Source organism: Azospirillum sp. (assembly GCF_050789165.1).
In genome coordinates this window covers 19158-43561 of sequence record NZ_JBOZRT010000137.1, presented here as the reverse complement: position 1 = coordinate 43561, position 24404 = coordinate 19158, and the positions used below count along the sequence as shown (strand labels likewise).

Here is a 24404-nt window from a genome sequence, read left to right as displayed (position 1 = left end):
GGAAAATTATGCTCACATCATTCCGGATTGGGTGCATTTATGTCACCAGGCGGGAAGCCGGCGGCCCGCGGAATTTTCCGCGTTGCCAACAGGGCCGGGGTTTGTAGGATCGGGCGGCGCGGACGCGCGGACGTGAGTGGGAGCGGGTGCAGGCGATGAAAGCGGACTCCATCAAACCGGCGAAGCTGGCGGACACGGTGGCCGAGCACCTGGAACGGCTGATCCTGGAAGGCGCGCTGCGCCCGGGCGAGCGCCTGCTGGCCGAGCGCGATCTGGCCGTCAAGCTGGACATCTCGCGCCCCAGCCTGCGCGACGCGCTGGCCAAGTTGGTCGAGCGCGGCCTGCTCACCACCGACCAGAACGGCGCGTGCTACGTGGCGGAGACGCTGGGCGCCACCTTCCGCGACCCGCTGACCCGGCTGCTGCGCGAGAACCCGGAGGCGACCTTCGACTACCTGGAGTTCCGCAGCACGGTGGAGGGCTCCGCCGCCTACTACGCCGCCAAGCGGGCCAACGCGGTGGACCGGGAGGCGATCAAGGAGTGCTTCGACCGCATGGTCGCCGAGCACGGCAACGACGATTCCAGCGAGGAGGCGGACGCCGACGCCGACTTCCACCTGGCGATCTACGAGGCGACGCACAACGTCGTGATGCTGCACATCATGCGCAGCCTGTCGGAGCTGCTGCGCAACGACATCTTCTACAACCGCGCCAAGCTGTACGAGCGCAAGGGCGTGCGCGACCTGCTGCTCGACCAGCACCGGGCGGTGTACGAGGCGGTGATGGACGGCGACCCGGACCGCGCCCGCGCCGCCGCCGAGCATCACATCACCTACATCAACGCCGCCCTCCAGGAGATCCGCGACGCCGAGGCGCGCCTGGAGGTGTCGTTGCGCCGGATGGGCCGCGGCGACCTCGTGGACATCGGCGGGCGTCGCCGGAAGGCGTAGCGCTGCGCGTGCCTCTTCCCTCACGGAAGGTGTCGACGCGCCGCACTCAGGTCCCTAAGATCCCCCGCCGCAGGGAGCTTACGGGAGGCCGCGCGTGGCTAAGAGGGACGACGGACAGGGGGGCGACCGCTTCCAGGGCACGCTGGCCGACCGGCTGGCAAGGCTCTGGCGTGCCGAGGACCCGCGCTTCGACGAGTTGCTGGACGAGGTGCTCGACGGCGGCCGGCAGGCGGTGATCGAGGCGGCGCTGGGCAAGCTGCGCGAGGGCGAGCACATGCCCTTCATGGACGATGTCGAGACGCTGGCCGAGATCGTCGAGCGCACCGGCGAGGATGGCGAGCGCCTGTCCACCAGCCTGTACTGGTTCGTCGCCGAGGTGGACGGCGACGCCCACACCCCGCCGCCGGCCGCGCAGATCGAGGAGGCCTTCGCCTCGGTGGACCTGCTGAAGCCGGGCGAGCAGGTGCGCCTGCTGCCGGTGTGGCTGGATCCCGAGCAGCTTTCCTACCTGGAGGCGACCGACCGCCGGGCGCTGCTGCGTCGGATGCTGGCGTCCTTCGACGCGGCGGTGCGCTTTGCCGCCGACCAGGAGGTCACCGCCGAGACCGACGAGGGGCCGCGCCTTCTGGCGCTGGTCGGCCTGTTCGACGAGGTCGTCGAGGACGGCGCCGAGGACGAGGACTGGGACGACGAGGAGAGTTCCGAGGAGGTCGAGCGCATCGGCGCCGCCGTCGACACCTTCTCGGCCAGCGTGACGCGCGCGGACTCGCGCATCGTGCGCTGCCGCCCGGTCGGCGGGCTGACCGATCTCCTGGAGTTCGTCGCCGAGGAGCCCTGGGACGAGGCCGCCGACCTGGAGGACCTGGAACGCTTCATCGACGTGGCGCTCGCCGAGGTCAGCGACGGCCTGCTCGACGCCGAGGTGCGCTGGACGCCGGGCGCGCTGGAGGTGGGTTTGAGCGGGTCGGACGGCCGCTGGGTGGACAGCGCCACCTTCGAGGTGCCGGAAACCCAGCTGCCCGCCGCCATCGACACGCTGAAGCGGCTGTGCCGGTCGGTGCGGCCGGCGAACGGGCCGTCGGGGACGGCGTAAGGGAACAAGGCCCCCTCTCCCGCGAAGCTCTCGCGCAAGCGAAGCTTGCGCTGACGCGACAGGCGGATCCTCCGGATCCGCCGAGAGCGGGGGAGGGCTGGGGAGGGGGCAAATGCCTTCTCAGATCGGAAAGCTCACCGCCGCCGTGGTCCCCGCGGCGTCGGAGTCGGTCGACAACGTATCCCCCAGCTGCGAGGCCAGCGCCTCGGCCAGCATCAGGCCGTCGTCCGACGTGGTGTCGAAGCCCGCGGGCAGCGCGCGGCCGTTGTCCTCCACCACCAGCCGGGCGCGGGTGTCGCTCGCCTTGGTGACCATCACCTGGATCCAGCCCTGCTCGGGGAAGGCGTGGTGCAGGCTGTTCGACACCAGCTCGGCGATGATCAGGCCGAGCGGCATCGCCTCGTACAGGCCGATGGCCACCGGCTCGGCCTTCACCGTGATCGGGATGTTGGCGAGCCCCCCCGGCGTGCCGGACTTCACCACCTCGCACAGCGCCTCGACATAGCGCGCAAGGTCGATGTGGGTGCCGGCGCCGGTCTCGTGGAGCTGGCGGTAGAGGATCGCCAGCGCCTCGATGCGCACCATGGTCTGCTCGTAGGCGACGCGGGCATCCGGGTCGCGGATGCGGCCGGCCTGCAGCTTCAGCAGGCTGATGACCAGCTGCAGGCTGTTCTTGGCGCGGTGCTGCAGTTCGCGCAGTTCGGCTTCCAGCTCGCGGATGCGCGCGCCCGCATCCTCGGCCGACATCGCCGGCGCGGTGGCGCGGTCCGGCGGCAGGTGGGGCGGGTACGGCATCGAGGGCATCGTGGTGACCTGTGGCTGCGCGAACCGCGGTTCGCTTTCACGTCAACTGCGGTCAATTTATGCACTTGTGGCCAGCATCGGGGAGGCTCAGAAGGAGTAGCCCTGGCGGTATAAGCAGGAGGGCGGAGGGCACAAACCCCATGATTTTAAAGGCATAGCCGAAAGGCTCCAATGCGGTCGGGCCTGCCCCGTACGGGTGGGGGCGTCTCGCCTGGAACGGATCTTGCCAGCGGCGGGGTAGCGCGGTCGCCGTAGGCGGGAAAAGGCGTTTGCGGGCTGCGGTTGCTGTGCTTGAGTGGCTTCATGATCCGGATTCCTTCGTCTCTGTTCCGGCGCCGCCGCGTTGCGGCGCTGCTGGTCGGCGTGCTCGCCGCCTGCGCCGATCCGTCGGGGGGCGCCGAACGGCGGGCTGTCTCCCGCCCGGTGCCGCTGACCCGCGAGGCGCCTGGGCCCGAGCGCGTCGGCGCCTTCGAGTTCCGCGGCGCGGTGGAACTGTCGGGCGATCCCGCAGTGGGCGGCCTGTCCGGGCTTGCGATCACCGACGGCGGGCGGCAGTTCGTGGCCGTCGAGGACGTGGGCCGGGTGGTCCTGGGCCGCCTGCGGCACGAGAACGGCCGCCTCGTCGGTGTCGCCGACCTGCGGGTGAAGGGCCTGCCCGGCATCGGGCCCCGCCACGGCCGGGCGCGCGAGAACGACTCCGAGGAGATCGTCGCGTTGCCGGACGGCGGCTGGTTGATCTCGTTCGAGGGGCGCCACCGCATCCTGCGCTACCCGCCCGGCTTCGACGGCGAGCCGACATCGCTGCCGCTCGCCGAGGGGATGGCGGACCTGCCGCTCAACGGCGGGATGGAGGCGTTGACCCGGCTGCCCGACGGCCGCCTGCTGGCGCTGGCCGAGGGGCCGGACAACGGCGTGCCGGAGCGTCAGGCGTGGATCTCCCGCGTACCGCTCAAGGGTTCGGGCGACTGGGGCGCCCTGACGTACCGCGCCGCGCCGGGCTTCCGGCCGACCGGCGCCACGGCGCTGCCCAACGGCGACGTGCTGGTGCTTGAGCGCTACTTCTCGATACTCGGCGGACTGGCGGCGCGCATCGTGCGGGTGCCCGGTGCCGCGCTGGTGCCGGGCGCGGTGATCGAGGGCGAGGAACTCGCCCGCATCCAGCCGCCGCTGCTGCTCGACAACTACGAGGGCATCGCCGCGGTCCCCGGCCCAGCTGGGGAGACGCTGGTCTACGTGGTCTCCGACGACAACTTCAACACCACGCTGCAGCGGACCTATCTGCTGATGCTGGCGTTGCCCGATAGACCGCTGGCGCAGGCGCCCGGCCGTTAACGCCTGACGGCGGCGGTGGAATAGACCTCGGCGGTGGTGTGCTGCATGGTGCCGAGCACCGCCGACGCGCCGACGGCGATCACGATGGCCGCGGCGAATCCGAAGAACATCGCCTTCATGTCGTCCCTCCCGTTTGCGGCCGCTATTGTCGGCGGCCCTTGTCCAAAGAGGTAGGGCGGCGGTCCCGCTCCCGCCAGGGGCGGACCGGGCGAATGGCTTTGCCTGCCGACCCGGCGCGGGTCGGCGCCCACCGTCAGCGTGCCATGGACGTGCCGTCGATCGATACGATCGCCACGGTTGCGCCGTCCTCCATTTCCGTGACGAAGGCGTACGACACTTCGTTGCCGGTGATTTTCTTCCACCGGTTGGGCGCCCCGACAAAGCTGAAGCCGGTCAGCACGAGGAACGACATGGCGTCTTCCAGAGACTTGAACCGTATCGCCTCCATGCCTTCCCCCTTTGGACCGACGCCGGCTTTCCTTCCCCTTCCTCCCATTGCACCAAAGATAACTTACAACAGCACACTATCCTTCCGGATCTTCGTTCAGCTCTTTATCATATGAAAAAGTGCTAATTTCACGATGCCGGATGGCGCCGGTGTCGCCGTAGGGAGTAGGGGGGCTAGCGGCACAACCGCTCCGGCCCAGCCCATGCGGGACAGTCGTCAGGGGCCCGTCGCCTGCCGCAGGTAGGCGATGAGGTCGGCGCGCTGCCGGGCGTCGTCGATCCGCTGCATCGGCATCTTGCTGCCGGGGGTGAGCGTGTCCGGCCCCACCTCGAACAGGCGCGAGACGGTGTCCTCCGTCCACACGATGCCGCTGTCCCTCAACGAGGCGGAGTAGCGGTAGCCCTCCACCGAGCCTGCCTTGCGGCCGAACAGGCCCCACAGCGTCGGGCCGGCGCGGCGTCCGCCGTCGGGGGTCAGTGTGTGGCACACCGCGCAGGCGCGGAACAGCGCCTGCCCGGCGGCCGGGTCGCCCGCCCCCGGCGGATCCGCGGCGGCGGTGCCGGACGCCATGACCATCCCGACCGCCAGCGCCGCGGCGCGCATCGGTTCACTCCTCGTCCGGATCGACGACGCGCAGGCCGACGACCTGGGTGTTGATGAGCACCTTGCCGGCGTGCTCGAAGTTCACCGTGACCCGCTCGCGGATCGCCGACTGCACCTGGCCGAGGCCCCAGTCGGGCTGTCCGGGGTGGCGGACCCAGGCTCCGGGCACCAGCGTGTCGTCCATGGTCCTATTCCTGAAAAGCGGCGGCGTCGCGCGGCATCCAATGGTACAAGAGGGGCGGACGTTTCGGGAAGTTCCCGCCGCGCTCCCGTTCCGCCACCGGACCTGCGTGAAGAACATGGACTTGGACATCCGCGTCGTCGAGTTGCTCGCCTCCCGTTTCTGCCACGACTTGGTCAGCCCGGTCGGCGCCATCCGCAACGGGCTCGAGCTGATCGAGGAGATGAACGAGGATGAGGAGCCGAACCCGGCCTTCATGGGCGAGGCGATCAAGCTGATCGACCATTCCTCGCTGCAGGCCGACCGCCGGCTGCGCGTCTTCCGCCTTGCCTACGGCATGGCCGGGCGCGAGCAGAAGGGTTTCGGCGACGTGCGCAGCGCCATCCAGGGCTGGGTCGAGGGCTCGCGCACCTCGCTGGACTGGCCGGCGGGCGTGCCGTCCGACTGGGCGGCGATGCGCACCGGCATGGCCAAGGTGCTGCTCAACACGCTGGTGCTGGCCGAGGAGTCGCTGACGCACGGCGGCACGGTCACCGTGGGCGGGGAGGGCAGCCAGGACTCCGGCCGCCTCACCGTGACCGCCAAGGGCCGCCCCGGCGCCCTGACCCCGGAGTCCGAGGCGGCGCTGACCGGCCGCGCCACCGCCGACGAACTGACCGCCCGCACCATCCACCCCTACATCACCGGCCGCTTCGCCGAGACGTACGGGGTGCGGCTGAGCGCCGCGCCTGCGGGGGCGGAGACGCTGGTGTTCACGCTGGAGTGGTGAGCGCGGCAGCCTCACAGCTGCTTGAGGATCCGCGCCTCCACCACGACCTGCTCGACCCCGTTGGTGGTCTGGTGCGCGGTCGTGCGCAGGGTCACGGCCAGGCTGTGGCGGGCCGCCTGGGTCAGCACCTCGTTCAGCGTCGCGACCGCGTCGCGCACCTGCTTGGCCAGATCTTCGTCGTTCATGTCTGCGTCCTTCTGTGACAAGCCCTCGCGGGGTGTGCCCGACCGTTCGAGGTAAGACACTTTTAATCAGTGTTTGACAGGCTCCGCCCGTGCCCGAAGGCCCGCTCTGCGGCCGGACGGGCCGCGTGCCGCCGGCGCCCGTTCGGGGAGCGCCGCCGCACGATAAACAAGGCCTGGGGAACACGCCATGGATGATCTGCTCAGTGAATTCCTGACCGAGACCAACGAGAACCTGTCCGTGCTCGACGTCGAGCTGGTCCGGTTGGAGCAGAACCCCAACGACCCTGAGCTGCTCTCGAACATCTTCCGCCTGGTCCATACGATCAAGGGCACCTGCGGGTTCCTCGGCCTGCCGCGCCTGGAAAAGGTCGCGCACGCGTCGGAGAACGTGCTGGGCAAGTTCCGCGACGGCGAGCTGACCATCACCCCGGAAGCCGTGTCGCTGATCCTCCAGGCTCTGGACACCATCAAGGGCCTGCTCGCCGTCCTGGAGGCCACCGAGGCCGAGCCGCCGGGCGACGACAACGACCTGATCATCCGCCTGAACGCCTGCGCCGAGGGCAAGCTGGGCGGCGCTCCCGCCGCGGCCGCCCCCCCGCCGCCGCCGCCGCCGGCCAAGAAGAAGGAAGAGGTGGAGGTTCCGTCGGTCTCGCTCGAGGAGCTCGAGGCCGCCTGGAACGCCGCCCCCGGCCCGTCCACCGCGCTCACCCCGGTCCAGCCGGAGCCCGAGCCGGAGCCCGCCAAGGAACTGGCGGTGCCCGAGCCCGACCCGGTGCCGGCCGCCGCCTCCAAGATGCCGGTCCCGGCCGCCCAGGCCGCCGGCAACAGCGGCGACGACGTGCGTGAGGCCGGCAACAAGGAATCCGCGGTCGCGGCGCAGACCATCCGCGTCAACGTCGACCTGCTCGAAAACCTGATGACCATGGTCTCGGAGCTGGTGCTGACCCGCAACCAGCTGCTGCAGATCCTGCGCTCGCAGAAGGAGAGCGAGTTCGCCGCCCCGCTGCAGCGCCTCAACCACGTCACGTCGGAGCTGCAGGAAGGCGTCATGAAGACGCGCATGCAGCCGATCGGCAACGCCTGGGCCAAGCTGCCGCGCCTGGTGCGCGATCTGGCGCACGAGTTGAGCAAGAAGATCGACCTGCAGATGCTCGGCGCCGACACCGAGCTGGACCGCCAGGTGCTGGAGCTGATCAAGGATCCGCTCACCCACATGGTGCGCAACTCGGCCGACCACGGCCTGGAGACCCCGGCGGAGCGCCTGAAGGCCGGCAAGCCGGAGACCGGCCGCGTCACGCTGAACGCCTACCACGAGGGCGGCCACATCATCATCGAGATCCAGGACGACGGTAAGGGCCTGGCGATCGACCGGATCAAGCAGAAGGCCATCCAGAACGGCATGGCGTCGGAGGGCGAGCTGGCCGCCATGTCGGACCAGCAGATCATCCAGTTCATCATGAAGCCCGGCTTCTCGACCGCGGCGAAGGTGACCAGCGTCTCCGGCCGCGGCGTCGGCATGGACGTGGTCAAGACCAACATCGAGAAGATCGGCGGCACGATCGAGATCAAGTCGGTCCAGGGCAAGGGCTCGACCTTCGTCATCAAGATCCCGCTGACGCTGGCCATCGTCTCGGCGCTCATCGTCGAGTGCGCCGGCGAGCGCTTCGCCATCCCGCAGATCAGCGTGGTCGAACTGGTGCGCGCGGCGAGCGACAGCGAGCACACCATCGAGCGCCTGAAGGGCACGCCGGTGCTGCGCCTGCGCAACCGCCTGCTGCCGCTGGTGTCCCTGCAGGAGCTGCTGCGCCTGGAGGACGTCGAAGGCAAGGAGAAGCGCGCCGACGACGAGACCTTCATCGTCGTCACCCAGGTCGGCACCTACACCTTCGGCATCATGGTCGACCGCGTGTTCGACACCGAGGAAATCGTGGTGAAGCCGGTGGCGCCGATCCTGCGCCACATCGAGATGTTCTCGGGCAACACCATCCTCGGCGACGGTTCGGTGATCATGATCCTCGACCCGAACGGCATCGCGTCGGCGTCGGGCGAGATCACCATGGGCGAGAACGCCAGCAAGGACACCACCTCGGTCCAGGCCACGCGCCAGGAGGACAAGATGGCGCTGCTGCTGTTCCGCGCCGGCGAGGGCGCGCCGAAGGCGGTGCCGCTGTCGCTGGTCGCCCGTCTGGAGGACGTGGACGTCGCCGCGGTGGAAATGTCGAACGGCCTGCCGGTCGTCCAGTACCGCGGCAAGCTGATGCCGCTGGTGCCGATCGACCCGGGCTTCATGCTGGCCCGGGAGGGCCGCCAGCCGGTGCTGGTGTTCGCCGACGGCGACCGTTCCATGGGCCTGATCGTCGACGAGATCGTGGACATCGTCGAGGAGAAGCTGGTCGTCCAGCTGACCGCCGAGCGTCCGGGCCTGATGGGCTCCGCCATCATCGCCGGCAAGGCGACCGAGGTGATCGACGCCGGCTTCTTCCTCACCCAGGCCTACAAGGACTGGTTCGGCTCCTCGCAGGGCAGCGAGGCCTTCGAGGAGGAGAAGTCGCAGCGCGTGCTGCTGGTGGACGACAGCCCGTTCTTCCGCAACCTGCTCACCCCGCTCCTCTCGGTGGCCGGCTACGACGTCACCGCGGTGGAGAACGCGCAGGAGGCCCTGGCGCTGTGCGAGGCCGGCGAGGACTTCGACGTCATCGTCTCCGACATCGAGATGCCGGGCATGAGCGGCTTCGACTTCGCCGAGGCGGTGCGCCGCGGTTCGCGCTGGCAGGCGGTGCCGCTGGTCGCGCTGTCCAGCCACGCCACCCCGCGCGACCTCGACCGCGGCCGGCAGGCCGGCTTCACCGATTACGTTGCCAAGTTCGACCGTGACGCGCTGCTCTTCGCTCTGCAGCAGACGCTGTCCGAACAGAAGGGTGCCGAAGCATGAGCAGCAACGCCAAGCTCCCCGCCAAGAAGACCAAGGGCGAAGAGGTCGTCTCCGGCGGCTCCCAGGACTACGTGACCATGACCATCGCCGACCAGCTGTTCGGCATCCCGGTCTTGCAGGTTCAGGACGTGCTGGGGCACCAGAAGATCACCCGCATCCCGCTGGCGCCGCCCGAGGTGGCCGGGTCGCTGAACCTGCGCGGCCGCATCGTCACCGCCATTGACGTGCGGCTGCGCCTCAACCTGCCGGCGCGTCCGAAGGACAAGCCGGGCATGTCCATCGTCGTGGACCTGCGCGGCGAGCTGTACAGCCTGATGGTCGATTCGGTGGGCGAGGTGCTGAGCCTGTCCAACGAGGACTTCGAGCGCAACCCGGCGACGCTGGATCCGCGCTGGCGTGAGGTGTCCACCGGCATTTATCGCCTGAATGGGCAGTTGATGGTTGTGCTGGACGTCCCACGTCTGCTCAACTTCACCAACATGGAAGCGGCGTGAAACCACGCCGGGCGAGCCTGGGATGCCTGCGATGAAATCCTGTCTGGTGGTGGACGACAGCCGGGTGGTCCGCAAGGTCGCCCGCAAGATCCTGGAAGAGCTGTCCTTCGCCTGCACCGAGGCGGAGGACGGCCGTCAGGCCATGGAGGCGTGCGCCAAGGGCATGCCCGACGCCATCCTGCTGGACTGGAACATGCCGGTGATGACCGGCATCGAGTTCCTGCGCCGGCTGCGCAAGATGAGCGGCGGCGACGCGCCGAAGGTCGTCTTCTGCACCACCGAGAACGACTTGGCGCACATCCAGGAGGCGCTGTCGGCCGGGGCCAACGAGTACATCATGAAGCCCTTCGACAGCGACATCATCCAAACCAAGTTCCAGCAGATCGGTTTGCTGTGAGCGGTGGATGCCGCTAGTAAGGTTGAACGCCGCATGTCCGACAGCTTCCGCCCCTTTTCCGCCGCCCGGCCCACGGCGCCGCCGCCCCCCTCCGCTGGAGGGGCCGCCGACCCCTTCCGGGTCATGGTGGTGGACGACTCCGCCGTCATCCGCGGCCTGCTGACCCGCGCGCTGGAAGGCGACGCGGAGATCCGCGTCGTCGCCTCGGTCGGCGACGGGCAGATGGCGATCAACTCGCTGCAGCGAAACTCCATTGACGTCATCGTGCTCGACATCGAGATGCCGGTGATGGACGGCATCACGGCGCTGCCCAAGCTTCTGGCGGTGGCGCCGCAGGTGAAGATCATCATGGCGTCCACGCTGACGCTGCGCGGCGCCGACGTGTCCATGCGCTGCCTGCAGGCGGGTGCGGCCGACTACATCCCCAAGCCGACCTCCACCCGCGAGGTCGGCGGGGCCGAGGACTTCAAGCGCGAGCTGGTCTCCAAGGTGAAGGCGCTGGGCGCCGCGGCGCGCCGCGCCGGGTCGCGCTCGCGCGGCGAGATCCGCCCGCTGACGCCCGCGGCACCGCTGCCGAGCGCCGCCGAGCGCGCCGCCGGTGCGCCCGCCCCGGCGCCGTTCCGCCGTCCGGAGCCCGGCCCGGTTACGCTGCGCCCGTTCCCGACCCCGCCGGTGCGGCCGGACGTCGTCGCCATCGGCAGCTCGACCGGCGGCCCGCAGGCGCTGTTCGAGGTGCTGTCGCACCTCAAGGGACTGGCTCAGCCGATCCTGATCACCCAGCACATGCCGGCCACCTTCACCACCATCCTGGCCGAGCACATCAGCCGCCAGTGCGGCCTCGCCGCGGCGGAGGCGAAGGACGGCGAGGTCATTACGGGCAACCGGGTCTACATCGCGCCGGGCGATTTCCACATGCTGGTGGCGCAGCGCGCCGGGCAGAACGTGCTGACGCTGACCAAGGATCCGCCGGAAAACTTCTGCCGGCCGGCGGTGGACCCGATGATGCGCTCCATCGTCAAGGGATTCGGCGCGCGCAAGGTGCTGGCCTGCATCCTCACCGGCATGGGTCAGGACGGCATGCGCGGCTGCACCGAGGTGGTCAACCAGGGCGGCGTGCTGATCGGCCAGGACGAGGCGACCAGCGTGGTGTGGGGCATGCCGGGCGCGGTGGCGCAGGCCGGGCTGTGCAGCGCCATCCTGCCGCTCAAGGAGATCGGCCCGACACTGCGCAAGCTGGCGACGGGGGCGCGGCCATGAGGGTCGAAGACTTCGACATGTTCGCCACGATGCTGAAGCAGCGCTCGGGCCTGGTGCTCACCAAGGACAAGGCGTACCTGCTGGAATCGCGCCTGATGCCGGTGGCGCGCAAGTGGAACATGAAGGGCCTGGACGAGCTGGCCTCGACGGTCCGCACCCGCAAGGACGAGGCGCTGCTGCGCGACATCACGGAGGCGATGACCACCAACGAGTCCTCGTTCTTCCGCGACCAGAAGCCCTTCGACCAGTTCAAGCAGATCGTGCTGCCGCGCCTCCTGGAGACGCGGGCGGCGAAGCGCTCGATCCGCATCTGGTCGGCCGCCTGCTCGTCGGGGCAGGAGGCGTACTCGCTGGCGATGATGCTGAACGAGGACGCGGCGAAGGTCGCCGGCTGGCGCATCGAGATCGTCGGCACCGACATCTCGGCTGAGATGGTGGAACGCTCCAAGTCCGGCATCTACACGCAGTTCGAGGTGCAGCGCGGCCTGCCCATCCAGATGCTGGTGAAGCACTTCAAGCAGCAGGGCGACAAGTGGCAGATCGGCCCCAACCTGCGGCAGATGGTGAGCTTCCGGGAGTGGAACCTGCTGGGCGACCTCGGCGGGCTCGGTCAGTTCGACGTGGTGTTCTGCCGCAACGTGCTGATCTACTTCGACCAGCCGACCAAGACCAAGGTGCTGGAGGCCATCGCCCGCCAGATGCCGCCGGACGGCGTGCTGTACCTGGGCGGCGCGGAGACGGTGCTGGGCATCACCGACCGCTTCAAGCCGGTGGACGGCCAGCGCGGGCTGTACACGCTGTCCAACGGACCGGGCTTCAACACCGCCGGGGCGAAGGCGGCGGCGTTCTGACGCTTTTGCCCCCTCGCTGACCCTCCCCCGCTGCGGGGGAGAGGGAAGTTTGCTCCCGCGGCGGCAGCCCCCTCCACCGCGCAGCGGGGGAGGGATGGGGAGGGGGCCACAACGTTGGGAACCCTCATGCGCATCGACCGCATCGACCATTTCGTCCTGACGGTGCGCGACCTCGACGCCACCATCGACTTCTACACGCGCGTGCTCGGCATGGAAGCGGTGACCTTCGGGCCACAGGGGCGCAAGGCGCTCAGCTTCGGCCGCAACAAGATCAACCTGCACGTTGCCGGCAAGGAGTTCGAGCCGAAGGCCAAGTCTCCCGGCCCCGGCACCGCCGATTTCTGCCTGATCACCGACCGGCCGCTGTCCGAAGTGCAGGCGCACCTCGCCGCGCAGGGCGTTTCCGTCGAGGAAGGCCCGGTGCCCCGCACCGGCGCCACCGGGCCGATCACCTCGGTCTACTTCCGCGATCCGGACGGCAATCTGGTGGAGGTCAGCACCTATGACCCCGCGGACGCCGTGGTGCGATGAAGCTCAAGACGCTCGAGGTTCTGTCCTACGAGAAATGGTTCCAGCCGGTCGCCAGCCCGGCCGACCTCCTCGCCGCCACGCGCAACGCCCATCATCAGGTGGCCGACGGCGAGCGCGTGGCAGTTCCGGCGCCGGACGCGGCGTCCGACCTCGCGGGCGTGCTGCAGATGGAGGAGGGGGGCGCGTCGTTCGGCCTCCGCTTCGACGGCGGGCACGTGCCGGTAGGGCCGCTGTCGATGCTCGGCCTGCACGACGCCGCCATCAAGAGCGACTGCGGCACGGTGTTCCTGGACGAGCACCTGGCGCTCGGCGAGTCCTACCACAATCCATCGATGTTCGAGCAGAGCACCGGGCAGCCGTGCTCGCACTTCCGGCTCGACCTTGATTTCGACGCCGGCGGCACGACAATGCCTTTCACCGCGAAGGTGTACCCAGCGCCGGACGAGCCCCTGCCGGTCGTTGCGGACCCCTACGTGTCGCTGGTCAGCCGCTGGGCGGAGAATTACGCGCACTGGCTGCTGGAGGTGCTGCCGCGGCTCTGGTACCGCGATGCTTGCCCGGAGCTGCGTGGACTTCCGATCCTCGTTCCCGCGACTACCCGGCCGTTCCAGCGCGAGACGCTGGAGGCGCTGGGGGTGGCCGGCCAGTGCGTGCCGTACGTCGACGCCTTCGTACGCTTCGAGCGGCTGTACTTCCCGACCTTCATTGCGGCCGGCGGCTATGCGCCCCGGCAGGTCCGCTGGCTGCGCGACGTGCTCGGCGGCGCCCTCGGCCTACGGCCGGCGGAGCGCCCGGGGCGGCGCCTGCTTGTGTCGCGGCAGAACGCCCGCGGCCGCCACCTGCTGAACTGGGACGCGGTCGAGGAACAGCTGCGGTCGCGCGGCTTCGAGACCATCGTGCTGGACGCCCTGCCGGTGCGCGAGCAGGCCGCCGCCTTCGCCGGGGCGTCCGTGGTGGTGGCGCCGCACGGCGCCGGCAACGCCAACCTCGTCTTCCTGCCGGAGGGCGCGGCCTTCGTCGAGCTGCAGCCGCGCTCGGTGCTGCACCCGATGTACTGGGTGCTCGCCAAGGCCGCCGGCTGCCGCTACGGCGTGGTGTTCTGCGACGACAGCGGCCCGCCGCTGTGCGACCTGCACGTCAACACCGCGGCGCTGGCCGGCGTGCTGGACTCGCTGGAAGGGTGAGCGTTCAGCGCGGCAGCAGCGCCGCCATCTCGTCGATCACGTCGTCGAAGCGGAAGCGCCCCTCGGTCAGCCGGTGGAAGTTGTGCTCCATCTCCGGCAGCAGGTCGGCGTAGAGGTCGCGCGCCTCGGCCGGCGTCAGGGCGGCGAGGCGGGCGGCTTCCTGGAAGGCCGTGTGCAGGCGGTCGCCGTGGTGGGCGATATCGTCGTAGGACTCGTCGATGCGCCGGCCGAAGGTCTGGAAACCCATGGCGCGCAACGCCCCCAACGCCCCGGGGTTGCCTATCAGCAGCATCGGCTGCAGGTACACCAGCGGCTTGAAGCCCTTCTCCGACACGTACAGCAGGTCGTCGGCGAAGTAGAAGGTCTCGCTGGTCAGGTTGACGTAGCTGTCGTCGTACGGAAACAGCCGCGGCTGTACGAAGAACAGGTTGACGTACACCTGACCGATGGCGCCCATCGGGTCGCCGATGTCGGCCGACAGTGGCAGCCGGCGGTGCAGGGCGAACCACGCGTCGCGCTCCTGCGCCATCTCCTCCGGCCAGCCCTCGGCGCCGTTGAGGTTGCGGTCCATCAGCGGGAAGCTGACGTGCCCGCGTTCCAGCAGCCCGGTCGCCGCCAGCCACGACACCACCAGCTGCCGGTGCAGCCGCGGCTGGCTGTTCAGGTTCATGTACGTCTTGCCGCGCAGGTGGCCGGAGGCGAGCTCGCGCCGCACCCGCTCCGGCGTCTGGTAGCGCGCCTCGTAGGGCTGCGCGGCGGGGCCGAGCGACAGGCGGGTCACCCACGACACCGGATCGATGGTGCCCGATAGCTCCAGCCCCCGCGTCTGCAGCCGATGCGTCTCGCGCACGAAGGCGGCCCAGAACTCGACGGCGCGGTACTGCACCGTCTCCGCCTCATCCAGGGGCTGCGCCGTCCGCCACGCCGTGAACTCGCCCTCGCCGGCGAGGTTGCCGTTCAGCAGAAAGACGCGCTCCGGCGGCAGATCGTATGCCTCGATGAAGCTCTGCACGAGGTCGAAAACCGTGCGTTCGCCCTCCTCGAAGCGCAGCGAACGCGGCTCGTGGCCGAAGAACAGGACGATCACCGCCCGCCCCCCGCGCACCGCGTCGGGCACCGCGGCCGATACCCCTTCGGCGACCGGCGGCCGGCCGGACTCATAGGAGTCCATGAAGCGGTAGTCGAACTCGATGGGGTAGAGGAACGGCGTGCCGTCCGCGGCGCACGCTGCGACGTCGGCGATGCGGAAGCGGTCCGGCGCCATCGCCGCGTAGGCCGAGAACATCGCCGCCAACGTCCGACCGCGCCGCGGCGCGGGGGCGTTGGCCAGCATTTCGAACGCGGCGTCGCCGGTCGCGCGCAGATGGTCGTAAGCAACGGTGATCATGGGCGATCCATAGCACGCGCGGTCATCACCGCCCAAGGCGTCGGCGTGCCGCGCGTCTCCCAGACGGCGAGCGCCCGGTCCTCGGCGCGCAGTTCCGCCAGCGGAGAGGGCAGGGCGGCGGCGTCGGGCACGCGGGTCGGCACCACGGCCACCGTGTGCGTCGGCCGGAAACGGCCGGTGATCAGGTCGGCCATGTCCGGCCGGGCGAAGGGGTGCAACTCCGCGAGCACGTCGAAGCCCGCCAGCGCCGGGAAGCGCTCCGGATCGAGCAGTTCCTCCTCGAATCCCTCGATGTCGCAGACCACCAGCACCCGTCGACCGGCGTAGGCGGCGAAGTCCGCGCCGTCGAAACGGTCGCCGAGCAGCACGCGGTCGGCGACGCCGTTGGTGGCTGCCAGCCCGCGGCAGGCGTCCAGCGCGGCCGGGTCGATGTCGCGGGCGTGCACGGTGACCCACGGCCAGCGCCGCGCCAGCCCGACGGCGTAATAGCCTTCGGCGCAGCCGACGTTGATGACCAGCTCGGGGCGGCGCGCGCCCAGGGCGTCGAGGTGCGGGTGCAGCTCCGCCTCATAGCAGCCGAGCATGCGCGGCAGGTAGCAGCCCTCGCTGACCGTACCGTCGAACACCATGCCGGCGAACGGCCCGCCCAGCACACGCGGCCCGTGGGCGTCCAGCAGCATGGCGCGCAGCACCGACGCCCGCCGGGCCCAGGCGCCCTGCGCGAACTCCGGGTGCAGCAGGGCGAGGCGGCGGTAGGCGTCCAGCAGGGCGGGCCACGCTCGCTGCTCCGCCAGCGCCTGCGACAGCCGGGCGTAGCCGGCGTCGAAGTCGGGGACGACCGCCAGCACCCGCCGCAGACACTCGGCCGCGGCGGCGGGCTGGCCGGCCTTCAGGTGGGCGTCGCCCAGGTCGAGGGCGGCGCGGGCCAGGGCGAGGAGAATGGCGTCCATGCCCGGCCATAGTGCCGGAAGACGGCTCGCAGGGGAAGGGGATGGCCTTGCCACGCGTCCGGCCCCTCCCTAAGCTGGCCGTCCTGCAACGAACCAGGATCCGCCCCCCATGGAGCAGTTCGCGCTTCCGTCCATCGGCCTGTCCATCGAGCCCGAGGCCGCCCGCTTCATCCTGGAATGGGCGGTCAGCAACGAGCCACGCTTCCCGCCCGACCTGCTGAAGCGGATGGGGCTGGCGCACTGCATGATGACCCGCGGTTACTCGTGCTTCGTCGAAACCGGCACGTACCTCGGTGACACGACGGACGCCATCGCCGCGCTGCTGAAGTGCCGGGTCTTCACCATCGAACTGGACGACGAGCTGCACCGCAAGGCGTGCGAGCGCTTCGCCGGCAACGACCGCATCGCCTGTCTGCACGGCGACAGCGCCACGCAGCTCGACGCGGTTATCCAGGGGCTCGACCAGCCGGCGCTGTTCTGGCTGGACAGCCACTACGCGGGCGAGGGGACGGCGCACGGCGACATCGTCTCGCCGATCCTGGCGGAGCTGGACTGCCTGCGCCGGGCGCGCGAGGCCCGCCCGTACCTGATCGACTCCTGCTCGATCTACATCGACGACATGCGGCTGTTCGGCGTCGGCGACTACCCGCCGCTGTCAGACCTGCTGCGCGTGGTCGAGCGGGACTTCCCGCGCCATCTGCGGACGATCCACAACGATGCGATGCGGATTGTGCCGAAGCCGTCGGAGTGATCGGACAGACGCGCGGCGGGCCTCAGCCCGCCGCCTGCTGCGCCACCTTGGGCGGCGGCGCGTGGTGCATCTCCTCGTGCGGGTCGCGCAGCACGTAGCCGCGCCCCCACACCGTCTCGATGTAGTTGTCGCCCTGGGTGGCGGCGGCCAGCTTCTTGCGCAGCTTGCAGACGAAGACGTCGATGATCTTCAGCTCCGGCTCGTCCATGCCGCCGTAGAGATGGTTGAGGAACATCTCCTTGGTCAGCGTGGTGCCCTTGCGCAGGCTCAGCAGCTCCAGGATGCCGTATTCCTTGCCGGTCAGGTGCAGCGGCTGGTTGTCCACCTCCACCGTGCGGGTGTCGAGGTTGACGGTCAGGCGGCCGGTGCGGATGACGCTGTCCGAGTGCCCCTTGGAGCGGCGCACGATGGCCTGGATGCGGGCGATCAACTCGCGCTTGTCGAACGGCTTGGTCAGGTAGTCGTCCGCGCCGAAGCCCAGACCCTTGATCTTGTGATCCAGCTCGGACAGGCCGGACAGGATCAGGATCGGCGTGGTGACCCGCGCGGCTCGCAGCCGCCGCAGCACCTCGTAGCCGTCGATGTCCGGCAGCATCAGATCGAGAATGATGATGTCGTAGTCGTACAGCTTGCCGATTTCGAGCCCGTCCTCGCCCAAGTCGGTGGAGTCGACGATGTATCCCTCGGACTGCAGCATCAGCTCGATGCTCTTCTGGACCGAGGTATCGTCTTCGACCAGCAGAACCCTCATTGGCGGTATCCCGACGTTGGTGGTGCCTTACCTACCCGAACCCTTCGAACCTTCCGTGACCCAGTCCGAGACCGTGGCCGCGGCCGATGACCTTCGGCCGGTCCTATGGTTGGCGGCACATGCTTAACAGGTTAGGTCGCTCGTTTACACAGGTTAACAGACGATTCAGCTTAACGCCAGCACCGGAATGCGCTTCATTTAACGTTAATCTTTCCGGCCGATGATGGCCCGAGCGCCGCGGAAAAGCCAATTCTGCTGCGGATTTCAATGCTTAACGCCGTTCCGGACCCGCCGCCGTGCCCGCCGACGTCGCCCGCCTCCTTGATGACATTAATGCGCTGCCGGATTACCGGCGGTTCGGTCGCGTCACCGCCGTGCTCGGCCTGCTGGTGGAGGTCGGCGGCATCGAGAAGGAGTTGTCGGTCGGCGGGCGCTGCATCGTCGAATCCCGCGACGGGCGGCGCGTTCCCTGCGAAGTCGTGGGCTTCCGCCAGGGCCGGGCGCTGATGATGTCGCTGGGCTCGCTCGACGGCGTCGGGCTGGGATGTCGGGCCGTGGTGGCCGACGGTCAACCGGCGGTCTATCCCACAGACGCATGGCTGGGTCGCGTCATCAACGCGCTGGGCGAGCCGGTGGACGGCAAGGGGCCGCTGCCCAAGGGCCCCATCGGCATCCCGATCCGCAACACGCCGCCCTCGGCGCATTCGCGCGTGCGGGTCGGGCAGAAGCTCGACCTCGGCATCCGCGCCATCAACACCTTCCTGACCTGCTGCCGCGGCCAGCGCATGGGCATCTTCGCCGGTTCCGGCGTCGGCAAGTCGTCGGTGATGTCGATGCTGGCCAAGTTCTCGGCCGCCGAGGTCGCGGTGATCGGCCTGATCGGCGAGCGCGGGCGCGAACTGCAGGAATTCATCGTCGAGGACCTGGGCGAGGAGGGCCTGTCGCGCGCGGTGGTCGTCTGCGCCACCTCGGACGAGCCGCCGCTGATGCGCCGTCAGGCCGCCTACATGACGCTGGCGGTGTCGGAGTATTTCCGCGACCAGGGCCGCGACGTGCTGTGCATGATGGACAGCGTGACCCGCTTCGCCATGGCGCAGCGCGAGATCGGCCTGTCCGCCGGCGAGCCGCCGACCACCAAGGGCTACCCGCCCACCGTCTTCGCTGAGCTGCCGAAGCTGCTGGAGCGCGCCGGGCCCGGCGTCGCCGGCTCCGGCTCGATCACCGGCCTGTTCACCGTGCTGGTGGAAGGCGACGACCACAACGAGCCGATCGCCGACGCGGTGCGCGGCATCCTGGACGGCCACATCGTGCTGGAGCGCCAGATCGGCGAGCGCGGCCGCTATCCGGCCATCAACATCCTGCGCAGCGTGTCGCGCACCATGCCCGGCTGCAACTCGCAGCAGGAGAACGAGCTGGTCGGCCGCGCCCGCCGGATGCTGTCGGCCTACGACAACATGGCGGAGATGATCCGCCTGGGCGCCTACCGCCGCGGCACCGACCCGCAGGTGGACGAGGCCATCCATTACAACCCGGCGCTGGAAGCCTTCCTCAAGCAGGGGAAGCGTGAGGCCACCGATCTGGCCACCGGTTACGCCCAGCTTGCCGAAATCCTCGGGGTGCCGTGGTCATGAGCAGCCTGAAAACCGTCATCCGCCTGCACAAGTGGCAGCTCGACGAGAAGCGCCGCGCGCTGGCCGAGCTGCAGAACCTGCACGACCGCCTGGTCGCCGAGATGCACCGTTTGCAGCAGGAGATGCTGTACGAGCAGCAGGTCGCCCGCGCCGACCCGATGGCGGCCTTCGGCTACGCGGCGTTCGCCAAGGCGGCGATGGAGCGCGGCAAGCGCCTCCAGGACTCCATCGCCCAGGTCGAGCAGCAGATCGCCGTCGCCACCGAGGAGATGGCCGAGGCCTTCCAGGAGCTGAAGCGCTTCGAGCTCGCCGAGGAGGAGCGCCTGAAGCGCGAGCGCGAGAAGATCCGCCGCAAGGAGGAGGCCATGCTCGACGAGACCGCGCTGGTCGGCTTCCGCCGCCGGCAGGAGCAGGAGAGCGCGGGGAGGTAGGGTCTCCGCATTGGGGCCCCCTCCCAGCCTCCCCCTCAGTACCGCTCCATGCGCCCGAACAAATGCGGATTATCCCAGCCCGGTTGCCGGTCCTCGACCACCATGCGGTGTGTGGCTCGTTCGGCGCGCACCTCGGTCCAACGCGGCACCGCCTCGTTGCCGACGTCGTCCAGCACCGCCAGCGCCAGCGCCTCCAGCCCGCCGGGGAAGGTGGTCAACTCGCCCAGATAGGCGGCGAAGCCGGCCGGGTCGATCACCCAGCGATCAGGAACGTAGCGCAGCTCCAGCCGCATGCCGGGCTGCGGCTCGCCGGTCAGCGTCACCAGATAGTCGTGGCGGGCGTCCGGGTTGGGCGCGGTGGTCAGGCGCTCGCGGCGGTGCATGGTGGTTCTCCGCTCAGGCCGTGACGCCGAGGCCGGCGCGCCCGGCGCGGGTGAGCTTCACCCAGTTGCGCGCTCCGGTCTGGAACGCCAGCGCGCCGGAAAAGCCCATGGAGCCGAGGCTGTTGGCGAACACTTCGGTCAACTCGGACTGCAGGTCGGCCGGTAGCGCCGCGTGGCTGCGCAGGATCAGGTCGAAGCGCTGCGCCCGCACGAGGCCGTCGAGCTGCAGCGGGCCGAAGCGGCTCAGGGTCACTTCGAAGACGAAGCGGTTGCCCTTGCCCTCCCGCTCCTCGCCGCCGCCGCGGCTCTCGTCGGCGTCGGGCGGGCGGACGTACACCTCCATGGCCTGGAGCGTCTGGTTGTCCAGCATCGGCAGCACGTAGGGCTTCCACTCCGACGGCGCCTCAGCCGCGGCGCGGGCGGGGGCGCGGAACTCCTCCTCCATCTGCCGGAGCAGCGTCGCCTGGCCGGAGCGCTCCAGCGCCGACGCCGCCTCCTCGCCCAGCCAGCCGCGGGCGTCGCCGTTGCGCAGGGCCGACAGCAGGAAGGTCAGCGCCGCCCCCAGCTTCTTGTTCGGCTGCGGCAGCACGCTGTTGCCGACCGCGCGCGCCAGATCCGGATCGAGGGTGGCGAGCGCCTCCAGCACGTGGCGCAGCGCCGGCCATTCCTTGCCGGGTGGTGCCGGTTCCGGGCCGTGCGGAGCGATGACGGAGCGCGCACGCAGCGGGTCGGCCAACTCGACCACCACCTGCGTGCCGGGCGGCAGCGGCGGCTGGTTGGTCAGCACCAGCATGCCCTGCGGCGTGGCGAGGATCGGCTGCCCCTGCGGCGTCGCCCCCGCGATGGTGCCTTGCAGCAGCGGCGCGGTCGTTGGCGCGGTGGGCAGTGGGGGAGGGGGAGCGCCCGGCGGTGCCACGGTCACGACCTTCAACGCCACCGTCGTTCCCTGAACCAGCACGGGTGTCCGTCCGGGCGAAGCGGCTGCGGGCGGCGCTTCCGGTGCAGGGGCGGGCGCGGCCGGGCGTGGGGCCGCGTCGGCCGGCGCTTCGGGGATGGACCGTGGCGATGGAGGTGGGGAAGGCGATGGTGCGGTGGCCGGAGGCGCCCCCGACGACGGCGCCGTCGGTTGCGGCTGGGCCGCCGCTGCCTGGGATGGCTGAGGCGTACTCCCCTGAGAAAGAGGTGCCGGTTGCGGCGCGGCCGATGGCGAGGGTGCGGCCGATGGCGGCGCGGGCTGCGTTGCCGTCTGAGACGTGCCGGCCGGAGGCGTGCTCGGCGATGCGCTGCCTTGCGGTGCGCTGCTTTGCGGCGGCGTTCCAGCGCGTGGCGGCTCCGGCTGTGGAGGGCCTTGCTGTGGCTTGCCGTGCTGGGGCGTGCCCGGCTCCGGCCCCGGCGGCTGGGGATTGGGCTGCGGCGCGGGCTTGGCCAGAGGTGGGGGCGGCGCATCAGGCGGCGTGTCCGGCGCGCCGTTCGGTTGCGGCGAGACGGCGCCCCGGTGTGCGGCGTCGCCACCCAGTTGCACCGGCGCCTCGCCCGGCGGACCGGACGGCAATGGTGCCGCGCTCGGCCGGGGCGACGGCGAGGCTGTCGGGGCTGGCGGGGCGCCGCCGGCGGGGGAGGGCGTCGGCAGGGCGTTCTCAGGGGAGGGCGGCGGCGCGGCCGGCGTGCCCGGCGGCGTCGGAGGAACTCCCGCAGAGGGCGCGGCCGGCTTGGCCGCGGCGAGCACCAGCGCCGGCAGCAGCACGCCGGGCAGCAGCGGCACCGCCGCGCCGGGCAGGGGCGCCGCCGGGGTGGGAACCGAGACCAGCACGGCCGGCTGCGGGGCGGCGGGCGCCGATGGCTGCGGAGCTGCCGGCGCTGCGGCGTTCGGCGCGGCGCCGGTGGGTCCGTTGGTGAAGACCTGGACCCGGCCGGGTGGCTGGCCGGCGGGCACCTGGAGGGTGACCGCCCTGTCGGACGACAGCTGCGCGGCGAGGTCGATCATCACGTCGCCGAGCGACGTGCGGATGCGCGTCAGCCCTTCGGGCGTGGTGCCGGCGACGGTGCCGGGCAGGGCGACCGGACGAGCGAGGTCCTGGAGCTTTTCCGGCAGCGCTACCGCCGCCCCCTCACCGACCAGTACCGGTGCGGCGCTCCCCGCCGGCGCGGCGGCCGCCGGGGTTGCGGTCACCGGCGGCGGGATGGAGCCGGCGCTGCCCATCGGGGTCCCTTACGCCTTCTCCACGCTTTCCTTGCTCTTCACCAGACGTTGCGCCAGTTGGAGCACGTCGTTGGCGGCGTCGCTGCCGGGCGAGCGGGTGAGGATCGGGATCTGGTTGCGGATGGCGTCGCGCACCTTGAGGTCGCGGCGGATGATGCCGGCCAGCGGCGGCTTGAACTTCAGGAAGTTCTGGCAGGCCTTGAGGATGGTGCCGTAGGTGCGGTCGCCCTCCTTCAGCGTCTGCGCCAGGTTCACCACCACGCGCAGGTCGGCGTTGCGGTTGGTGACGTGTGTCAGCTTGATGAAGGCATAGGCGTCGGTGATCGAGGTCGGCTCGTCGTTGGTGACCACCAGCGTGGTGCCGGCCGGGCCGCACAGCGTGCGCACCGTGCGGTCCACGCCCGCGCCCATGTCCATGATGACGTAGTCGTAGTCGCGCGCCAGATCGAACAGGTCATTGCGCAGGGACGACAGCGCCTGACTGGGCAGCGTCGCCAGCGTGCCGGAGCCGGAGCGGCCGGCGATGATGTCGAAGCCGCCGTCGGGGAAGCGCTCGGCCGCGCGCTGCAGCGTCACCGTGCCCTCGATCACCTGACCGAGGTCGCGCTTCGGCTGGAAGCCCAGCTGGATGTCGACGTTGGCGAGGCCCAGGTCGCCGTCGAACAGCAGCGCGTTCTTCCCCATGCGCGCCAGCGCGTGCGCCAGCGTGATGGAGAACCACGTCTTGCCGACGCCGCCCTTGCCGGAGGCCACGGCGATGACGTTCCTGCCGCGCAGGGGCCGCACGTTGGAGGCAGGGGCCGTGGGCGCGGACGCCGGGAATACCTTTTCGGTCATGGTGCGGTCCTCGACGAGCTCACGGCGTGAGCAGCTTTGGTTTCTCTCGTTTTTGCCCGGGCCTTGGCCGGCACGGGCTTGGCGGCCGGCTTTTCCGGCTGCGGCATCATCAGGCGGGCGAGCGCCACCGGGTTCAATGGCGTCAGCCCCTCGGCGACCTTGGGCGCGACGGTGCCGTCGCAGAAGACGAGGCGGGCGCGGTGCGCGGCGGTCAGCGTGCTGCCGAAGCGCCGCGCCACGTCCAGGCGCGTCACCAGCAGGCGCTTGACGCCCAGCGCCTTGAAGGCCAGCCCGGTCTCGGCCGCTTCCACCGTGTCCATGCCGGCGGGCAGCACAAGCACCGGTTCCACGTCGCCGGCGGCCAGCAGGGCGCGCAGGTCGCCCATCTCCTCCGCGTCGAACGGGTTGCGCCCCGCGGTGTCGATCACCGTCAGGTCGTTGCCCCGGCTGAAGTCAAGGGCGCCGCCCAGCGCCTCCGGGTCCTCGACGCGGTGCAGCTTGACCTTGAGCAGGCGGGTGAAGGCGGCCAGCTGGTCGACGCCGCCGGCGCGCACGGTGTCGGTGGTGATGACGCCGACCGAGCGGTTCTTCAGCACGGCGCGCGCCGCCAGCTTGGCGACGGTCAGCGTCTTGCCGGAGCCCGGCGGCCCGACCAGCGCCAGCGGCCGCATCGCCGTGCGGCTGGTGCCGCCGTTGGCCAGCGGGTGGAAGGTGAAGACGGCGTCCAGCGCGGCGCCCAGCGCCAGCGTCGGGTCCTCGGTGTCCAGTCCGGCGGCGGCGTCGATCAGCTGTTCGGCCAGCGAGGCCGGAACGCCGTGGCGGTGCAGCGCGTCGGCCACCGCCTCGCCGACGTCGATCTCCGGTTCCATGACCGGGCGGTGGGCGACCGCGGCGTTGACGCGCGCCGGTTCGGAAGGATGGGCGTCCTCCTCCACCGCGGCGGTGACGCGCACGCCGCCGCCTTCCTCCTCGCGGGTCGCCACGATGATGGCGTCGTCGCCGAGCTGCTGGCGGACCTGCCGCATCGCCTCGGCCATCGTCTTGGCGTGGAAGGATTTCAGCCTCATGGCCG

27 protein-coding genes are annotated in these 24404 nt (G+C 70.3%); 14 read left to right on the top strand and 13 right to left on the bottom strand.

Annotated features, from left to right (window positions below):
* The first annotated feature begins 155 nt into the window (after window positions 1-155).
* The gene (locus ACRWK7_RS29185) at window positions 156-950 is read left to right on the top strand and encodes an FCD domain-containing protein (RefSeq protein ID WP_431860375.1); all 795 of its coding nucleotides are present in this window, start codon (window positions 156-158) and stop codon (window positions 948-950) included.
* Between the two features lie 94 nt (window positions 951-1044).
* Window positions 1045-2043: a hypothetical protein gene (locus ACRWK7_RS29180; RefSeq protein WP_431860373.1), complete on the top strand. Its 999-nt coding sequence runs from the start codon at window positions 1045-1047 to the stop codon at window positions 2041-2043.
* 120 nt (window positions 2044-2163) lie between these two features.
* Here the strand turns inward: ACRWK7_RS29180 and ACRWK7_RS29175 are convergent, their stop codons facing one another.
* On the bottom strand, window positions 2164-2838 hold the full coding sequence (locus tag ACRWK7_RS29175) for a sensor histidine kinase (protein ID WP_431860371.1): 675 nt from the start codon (window positions 2836-2838) through the stop codon (window positions 2164-2166).
* 312 nt (window positions 2839-3150) lie between these two features.
* Between ACRWK7_RS29175 and ACRWK7_RS29170 the strand changes: the two genes are divergently transcribed.
* Window positions 3151-4179 (top strand): esterase-like activity of phytase family protein, encoded by a 1029-nt coding sequence (locus ACRWK7_RS29170; RefSeq protein ID WP_431860367.1) that lies wholly within the window; start codon window positions 3151-3153, stop codon window positions 4177-4179.
* Here the strand turns inward: ACRWK7_RS29170 and ACRWK7_RS29165 are convergent.
* From ACRWK7_RS29165 to ACRWK7_RS29150, 4 genes are all read right to left on the bottom strand, one after another.
* Window positions 4176-4298 carry a hypothetical protein gene (locus tag ACRWK7_RS29165; protein WP_431860365.1) on the bottom strand — a complete coding sequence of 41 codons (123 nt, stop codon included), beginning with the start codon at window positions 4296-4298 and terminating at the stop codon, window positions 4176-4178. The genes ACRWK7_RS29170 and ACRWK7_RS29165 overlap by 4 nt on opposite strands.
* Before the next feature lie 134 nt (window positions 4299-4432).
* Entirely contained in the window at window positions 4433-4591 is a 159-nt protein-coding gene (locus ACRWK7_RS29160; protein WP_431860363.1) for a hypothetical protein, read from the bottom strand.
* 252 nt (window positions 4592-4843) lie between these two features.
* Complete coding sequence (locus ACRWK7_RS29155) at window positions 4844-5230, bottom strand: c-type cytochrome (RefSeq protein ID WP_431860361.1); 387 nt, start codon at window positions 5228-5230, stop codon at window positions 4844-4846.
* 4 nt (window positions 5231-5234) lie between these two features.
* Window positions 5235-5414 (bottom strand): DUF3553 domain-containing protein, encoded by a 180-nt coding sequence (locus ACRWK7_RS29150; RefSeq protein ID WP_431860359.1) that lies wholly within the window; start codon window positions 5412-5414, stop codon window positions 5235-5237.
* Between the two features lie 115 nt (window positions 5415-5529).
* Here ACRWK7_RS29150 and ACRWK7_RS29145 point away from each other — a divergent pair, with 115 nt between their 5' ends.
* Complete coding sequence (locus tag ACRWK7_RS29145; RefSeq protein WP_431860357.1) at window positions 5530-6180, top strand: histidine phosphotransferase family protein; 651 nt, start codon at window positions 5530-5532, stop codon at window positions 6178-6180.
* A gap of 11 nt (window positions 6181-6191) precedes the next feature.
* On the opposite strand, the gene ACRWK7_RS29140 is transcribed toward ACRWK7_RS29145, so the two are convergent.
* Window positions 6192-6365 carry a hypothetical protein gene (locus tag ACRWK7_RS29140; RefSeq protein WP_431860355.1) on the bottom strand — a complete coding sequence of 58 codons (174 nt, stop codon included), beginning with the start codon at window positions 6363-6365 and terminating at the stop codon, window positions 6192-6194.
* Between the two features lie 187 nt (window positions 6366-6552).
* On the opposite strand from ACRWK7_RS29140, the gene ACRWK7_RS29135 reads away from it, so the two are divergent.
* From ACRWK7_RS29135 to ACRWK7_RS29105, 7 genes are all read left to right on the top strand, one after another.
* Entirely contained in the window at window positions 6553-9297 is a 2745-nt protein-coding gene (locus ACRWK7_RS29135; protein ID WP_431860353.1) for a hybrid sensor histidine kinase/response regulator, read from the top strand.
* Window positions 9294-9791, top strand: a complete 498-nt coding sequence (locus ACRWK7_RS29130) for a chemotaxis protein CheW (protein WP_431860351.1) — start codon at window positions 9294-9296, stop codon at window positions 9789-9791. The genes ACRWK7_RS29135 and ACRWK7_RS29130 overlap by 4 nt, the downstream gene beginning before the upstream one ends.
* 31 nt (window positions 9792-9822) lie before the next feature.
* Window positions 9823-10188, top strand: coding sequence for a response regulator (locus tag ACRWK7_RS29125; RefSeq protein ID WP_431860349.1), 366 nt, complete (start codon window positions 9823-9825; stop codon window positions 10186-10188).
* A 123-nt stretch (window positions 10189-10311) separates the two neighbouring features.
* Window positions 10312-11445 carry a protein-glutamate methylesterase/protein-glutamine glutaminase gene (locus ACRWK7_RS29120; protein WP_431860419.1) on the top strand — a complete coding sequence of 378 codons (1134 nt, stop codon included), beginning with the start codon at window positions 10312-10314 and terminating at the stop codon, window positions 11443-11445.
* A complete protein-coding gene (locus tag ACRWK7_RS29115; RefSeq protein ID WP_431860347.1) occupies window positions 11442-12296 on the top strand; it encodes a CheR family methyltransferase in 855 nt (284 codons plus the stop codon). Before ACRWK7_RS29120 ends, ACRWK7_RS29115 begins: the two co-directional genes overlap by 4 nt.
* Before the next feature lie 126 nt (window positions 12297-12422).
* A complete protein-coding gene (locus tag ACRWK7_RS29110) occupies window positions 12423-12827 on the top strand; it encodes a VOC family protein (RefSeq protein ID WP_431860345.1) in 405 nt (134 codons plus the stop codon).
* The gene (locus tag ACRWK7_RS29105; protein WP_431860343.1) at window positions 12824-14011 is read left to right on the top strand and encodes a glycosyltransferase family 61 protein; all 1188 of its coding nucleotides are present in this window, start codon (window positions 12824-12826) and stop codon (window positions 14009-14011) included. The genes ACRWK7_RS29110 and ACRWK7_RS29105 overlap by 4 nt, the downstream gene beginning before the upstream one ends.
* A gap of 4 nt (window positions 14012-14015) precedes the next feature.
* Here ACRWK7_RS29105 and ACRWK7_RS29100 read toward each other — a convergent pair whose 3' ends face one another.
* Both ACRWK7_RS29100 and ACRWK7_RS29095 read right to left on the bottom strand, forming a co-directional pair.
* Window positions 14016-15398, bottom strand: a complete 1383-nt coding sequence (locus tag ACRWK7_RS29100) for a hypothetical protein (protein WP_431860341.1) — start codon at window positions 15396-15398, stop codon at window positions 14016-14018.
* Window positions 15395-16348 carry a hypothetical protein gene (locus ACRWK7_RS29095; RefSeq protein WP_431860339.1) on the bottom strand — a complete coding sequence of 318 codons (954 nt, stop codon included), beginning with the start codon at window positions 16346-16348 and terminating at the stop codon, window positions 15395-15397. The genes ACRWK7_RS29100 and ACRWK7_RS29095 overlap by 4 nt, the downstream gene beginning before the upstream one ends.
* A 109-nt stretch (window positions 16349-16457) precedes the next feature.
* Here ACRWK7_RS29095 and ACRWK7_RS29090 point away from each other — a divergent pair, with 109 nt between their 5' ends.
* Window positions 16458-17099, top strand: a complete 642-nt coding sequence (locus tag ACRWK7_RS29090) for a hypothetical protein (RefSeq protein ID WP_431860337.1) — start codon at window positions 16458-16460, stop codon at window positions 17097-17099.
* A gap of 22 nt (window positions 17100-17121) precedes the next feature.
* On the opposite strand, the gene ctrA is transcribed toward ACRWK7_RS29090, so the two are convergent.
* A complete protein-coding gene (ctrA, locus tag ACRWK7_RS29085; protein ID WP_109121551.1) occupies window positions 17122-17850 on the bottom strand; it encodes a response regulator transcription factor CtrA in 729 nt (242 codons plus the stop codon).
* A 296-nt stretch (window positions 17851-18146) separates the two neighbouring features.
* Between ctrA and fliI the strand changes: the two genes are divergently transcribed.
* Together fliI and ACRWK7_RS29075 are read left to right on the top strand one after the other, a co-directional pair.
* The gene (gene fliI, locus ACRWK7_RS29080) at window positions 18147-19481 is read left to right on the top strand and encodes a flagellar protein export ATPase FliI (protein WP_431860335.1); all 1335 of its coding nucleotides are present in this window, start codon (window positions 18147-18149) and stop codon (window positions 19479-19481) included.
* Window positions 19478-19912: a flagellar FliJ family protein gene (locus tag ACRWK7_RS29075; RefSeq protein ID WP_431860333.1), complete on the top strand. Its 435-nt coding sequence runs from the start codon at window positions 19478-19480 to the stop codon at window positions 19910-19912. The genes fliI and ACRWK7_RS29075 overlap by 4 nt, the downstream gene beginning before the upstream one ends.
* Window positions 19913-19947: 35 nt before the next feature.
* Here ACRWK7_RS29075 and ACRWK7_RS29070 read toward each other — a convergent pair whose 3' ends face one another.
* From ACRWK7_RS29070 to ACRWK7_RS29055, 4 genes are read right to left on the bottom strand one after another with little or no spacing between them, the layout of a single operon-like run.
* Window positions 19948-20295: a hypothetical protein gene (locus ACRWK7_RS29070; RefSeq protein ID WP_431860332.1), complete on the bottom strand. Its 348-nt coding sequence runs from the start codon at window positions 20293-20295 to the stop codon at window positions 19948-19950.
* A gap of 13 nt (window positions 20296-20308) precedes the next feature.
* Window positions 20309-22495 carry a hypothetical protein gene (locus tag ACRWK7_RS29065; protein WP_431860330.1) on the bottom strand — a complete coding sequence of 729 codons (2187 nt, stop codon included), beginning with the start codon at window positions 22493-22495 and terminating at the stop codon, window positions 20309-20311.
* A gap of 9 nt (window positions 22496-22504) precedes the next feature.
* The gene (locus ACRWK7_RS29060) at window positions 22505-23332 is read right to left on the bottom strand and encodes a MinD/ParA family protein (protein WP_431860328.1); all 828 of its coding nucleotides are present in this window, start codon (window positions 23330-23332) and stop codon (window positions 22505-22507) included.
* The gene (locus ACRWK7_RS29055) at window positions 23329-24399 is read right to left on the bottom strand and encodes a GTPase (RefSeq protein ID WP_431860326.1); all 1071 of its coding nucleotides are present in this window, start codon (window positions 24397-24399) and stop codon (window positions 23329-23331) included. The genes ACRWK7_RS29060 and ACRWK7_RS29055 overlap by 4 nt, the downstream gene beginning before the upstream one ends.
* Window positions 24400-24404: the final 5 nt, after the last annotated feature.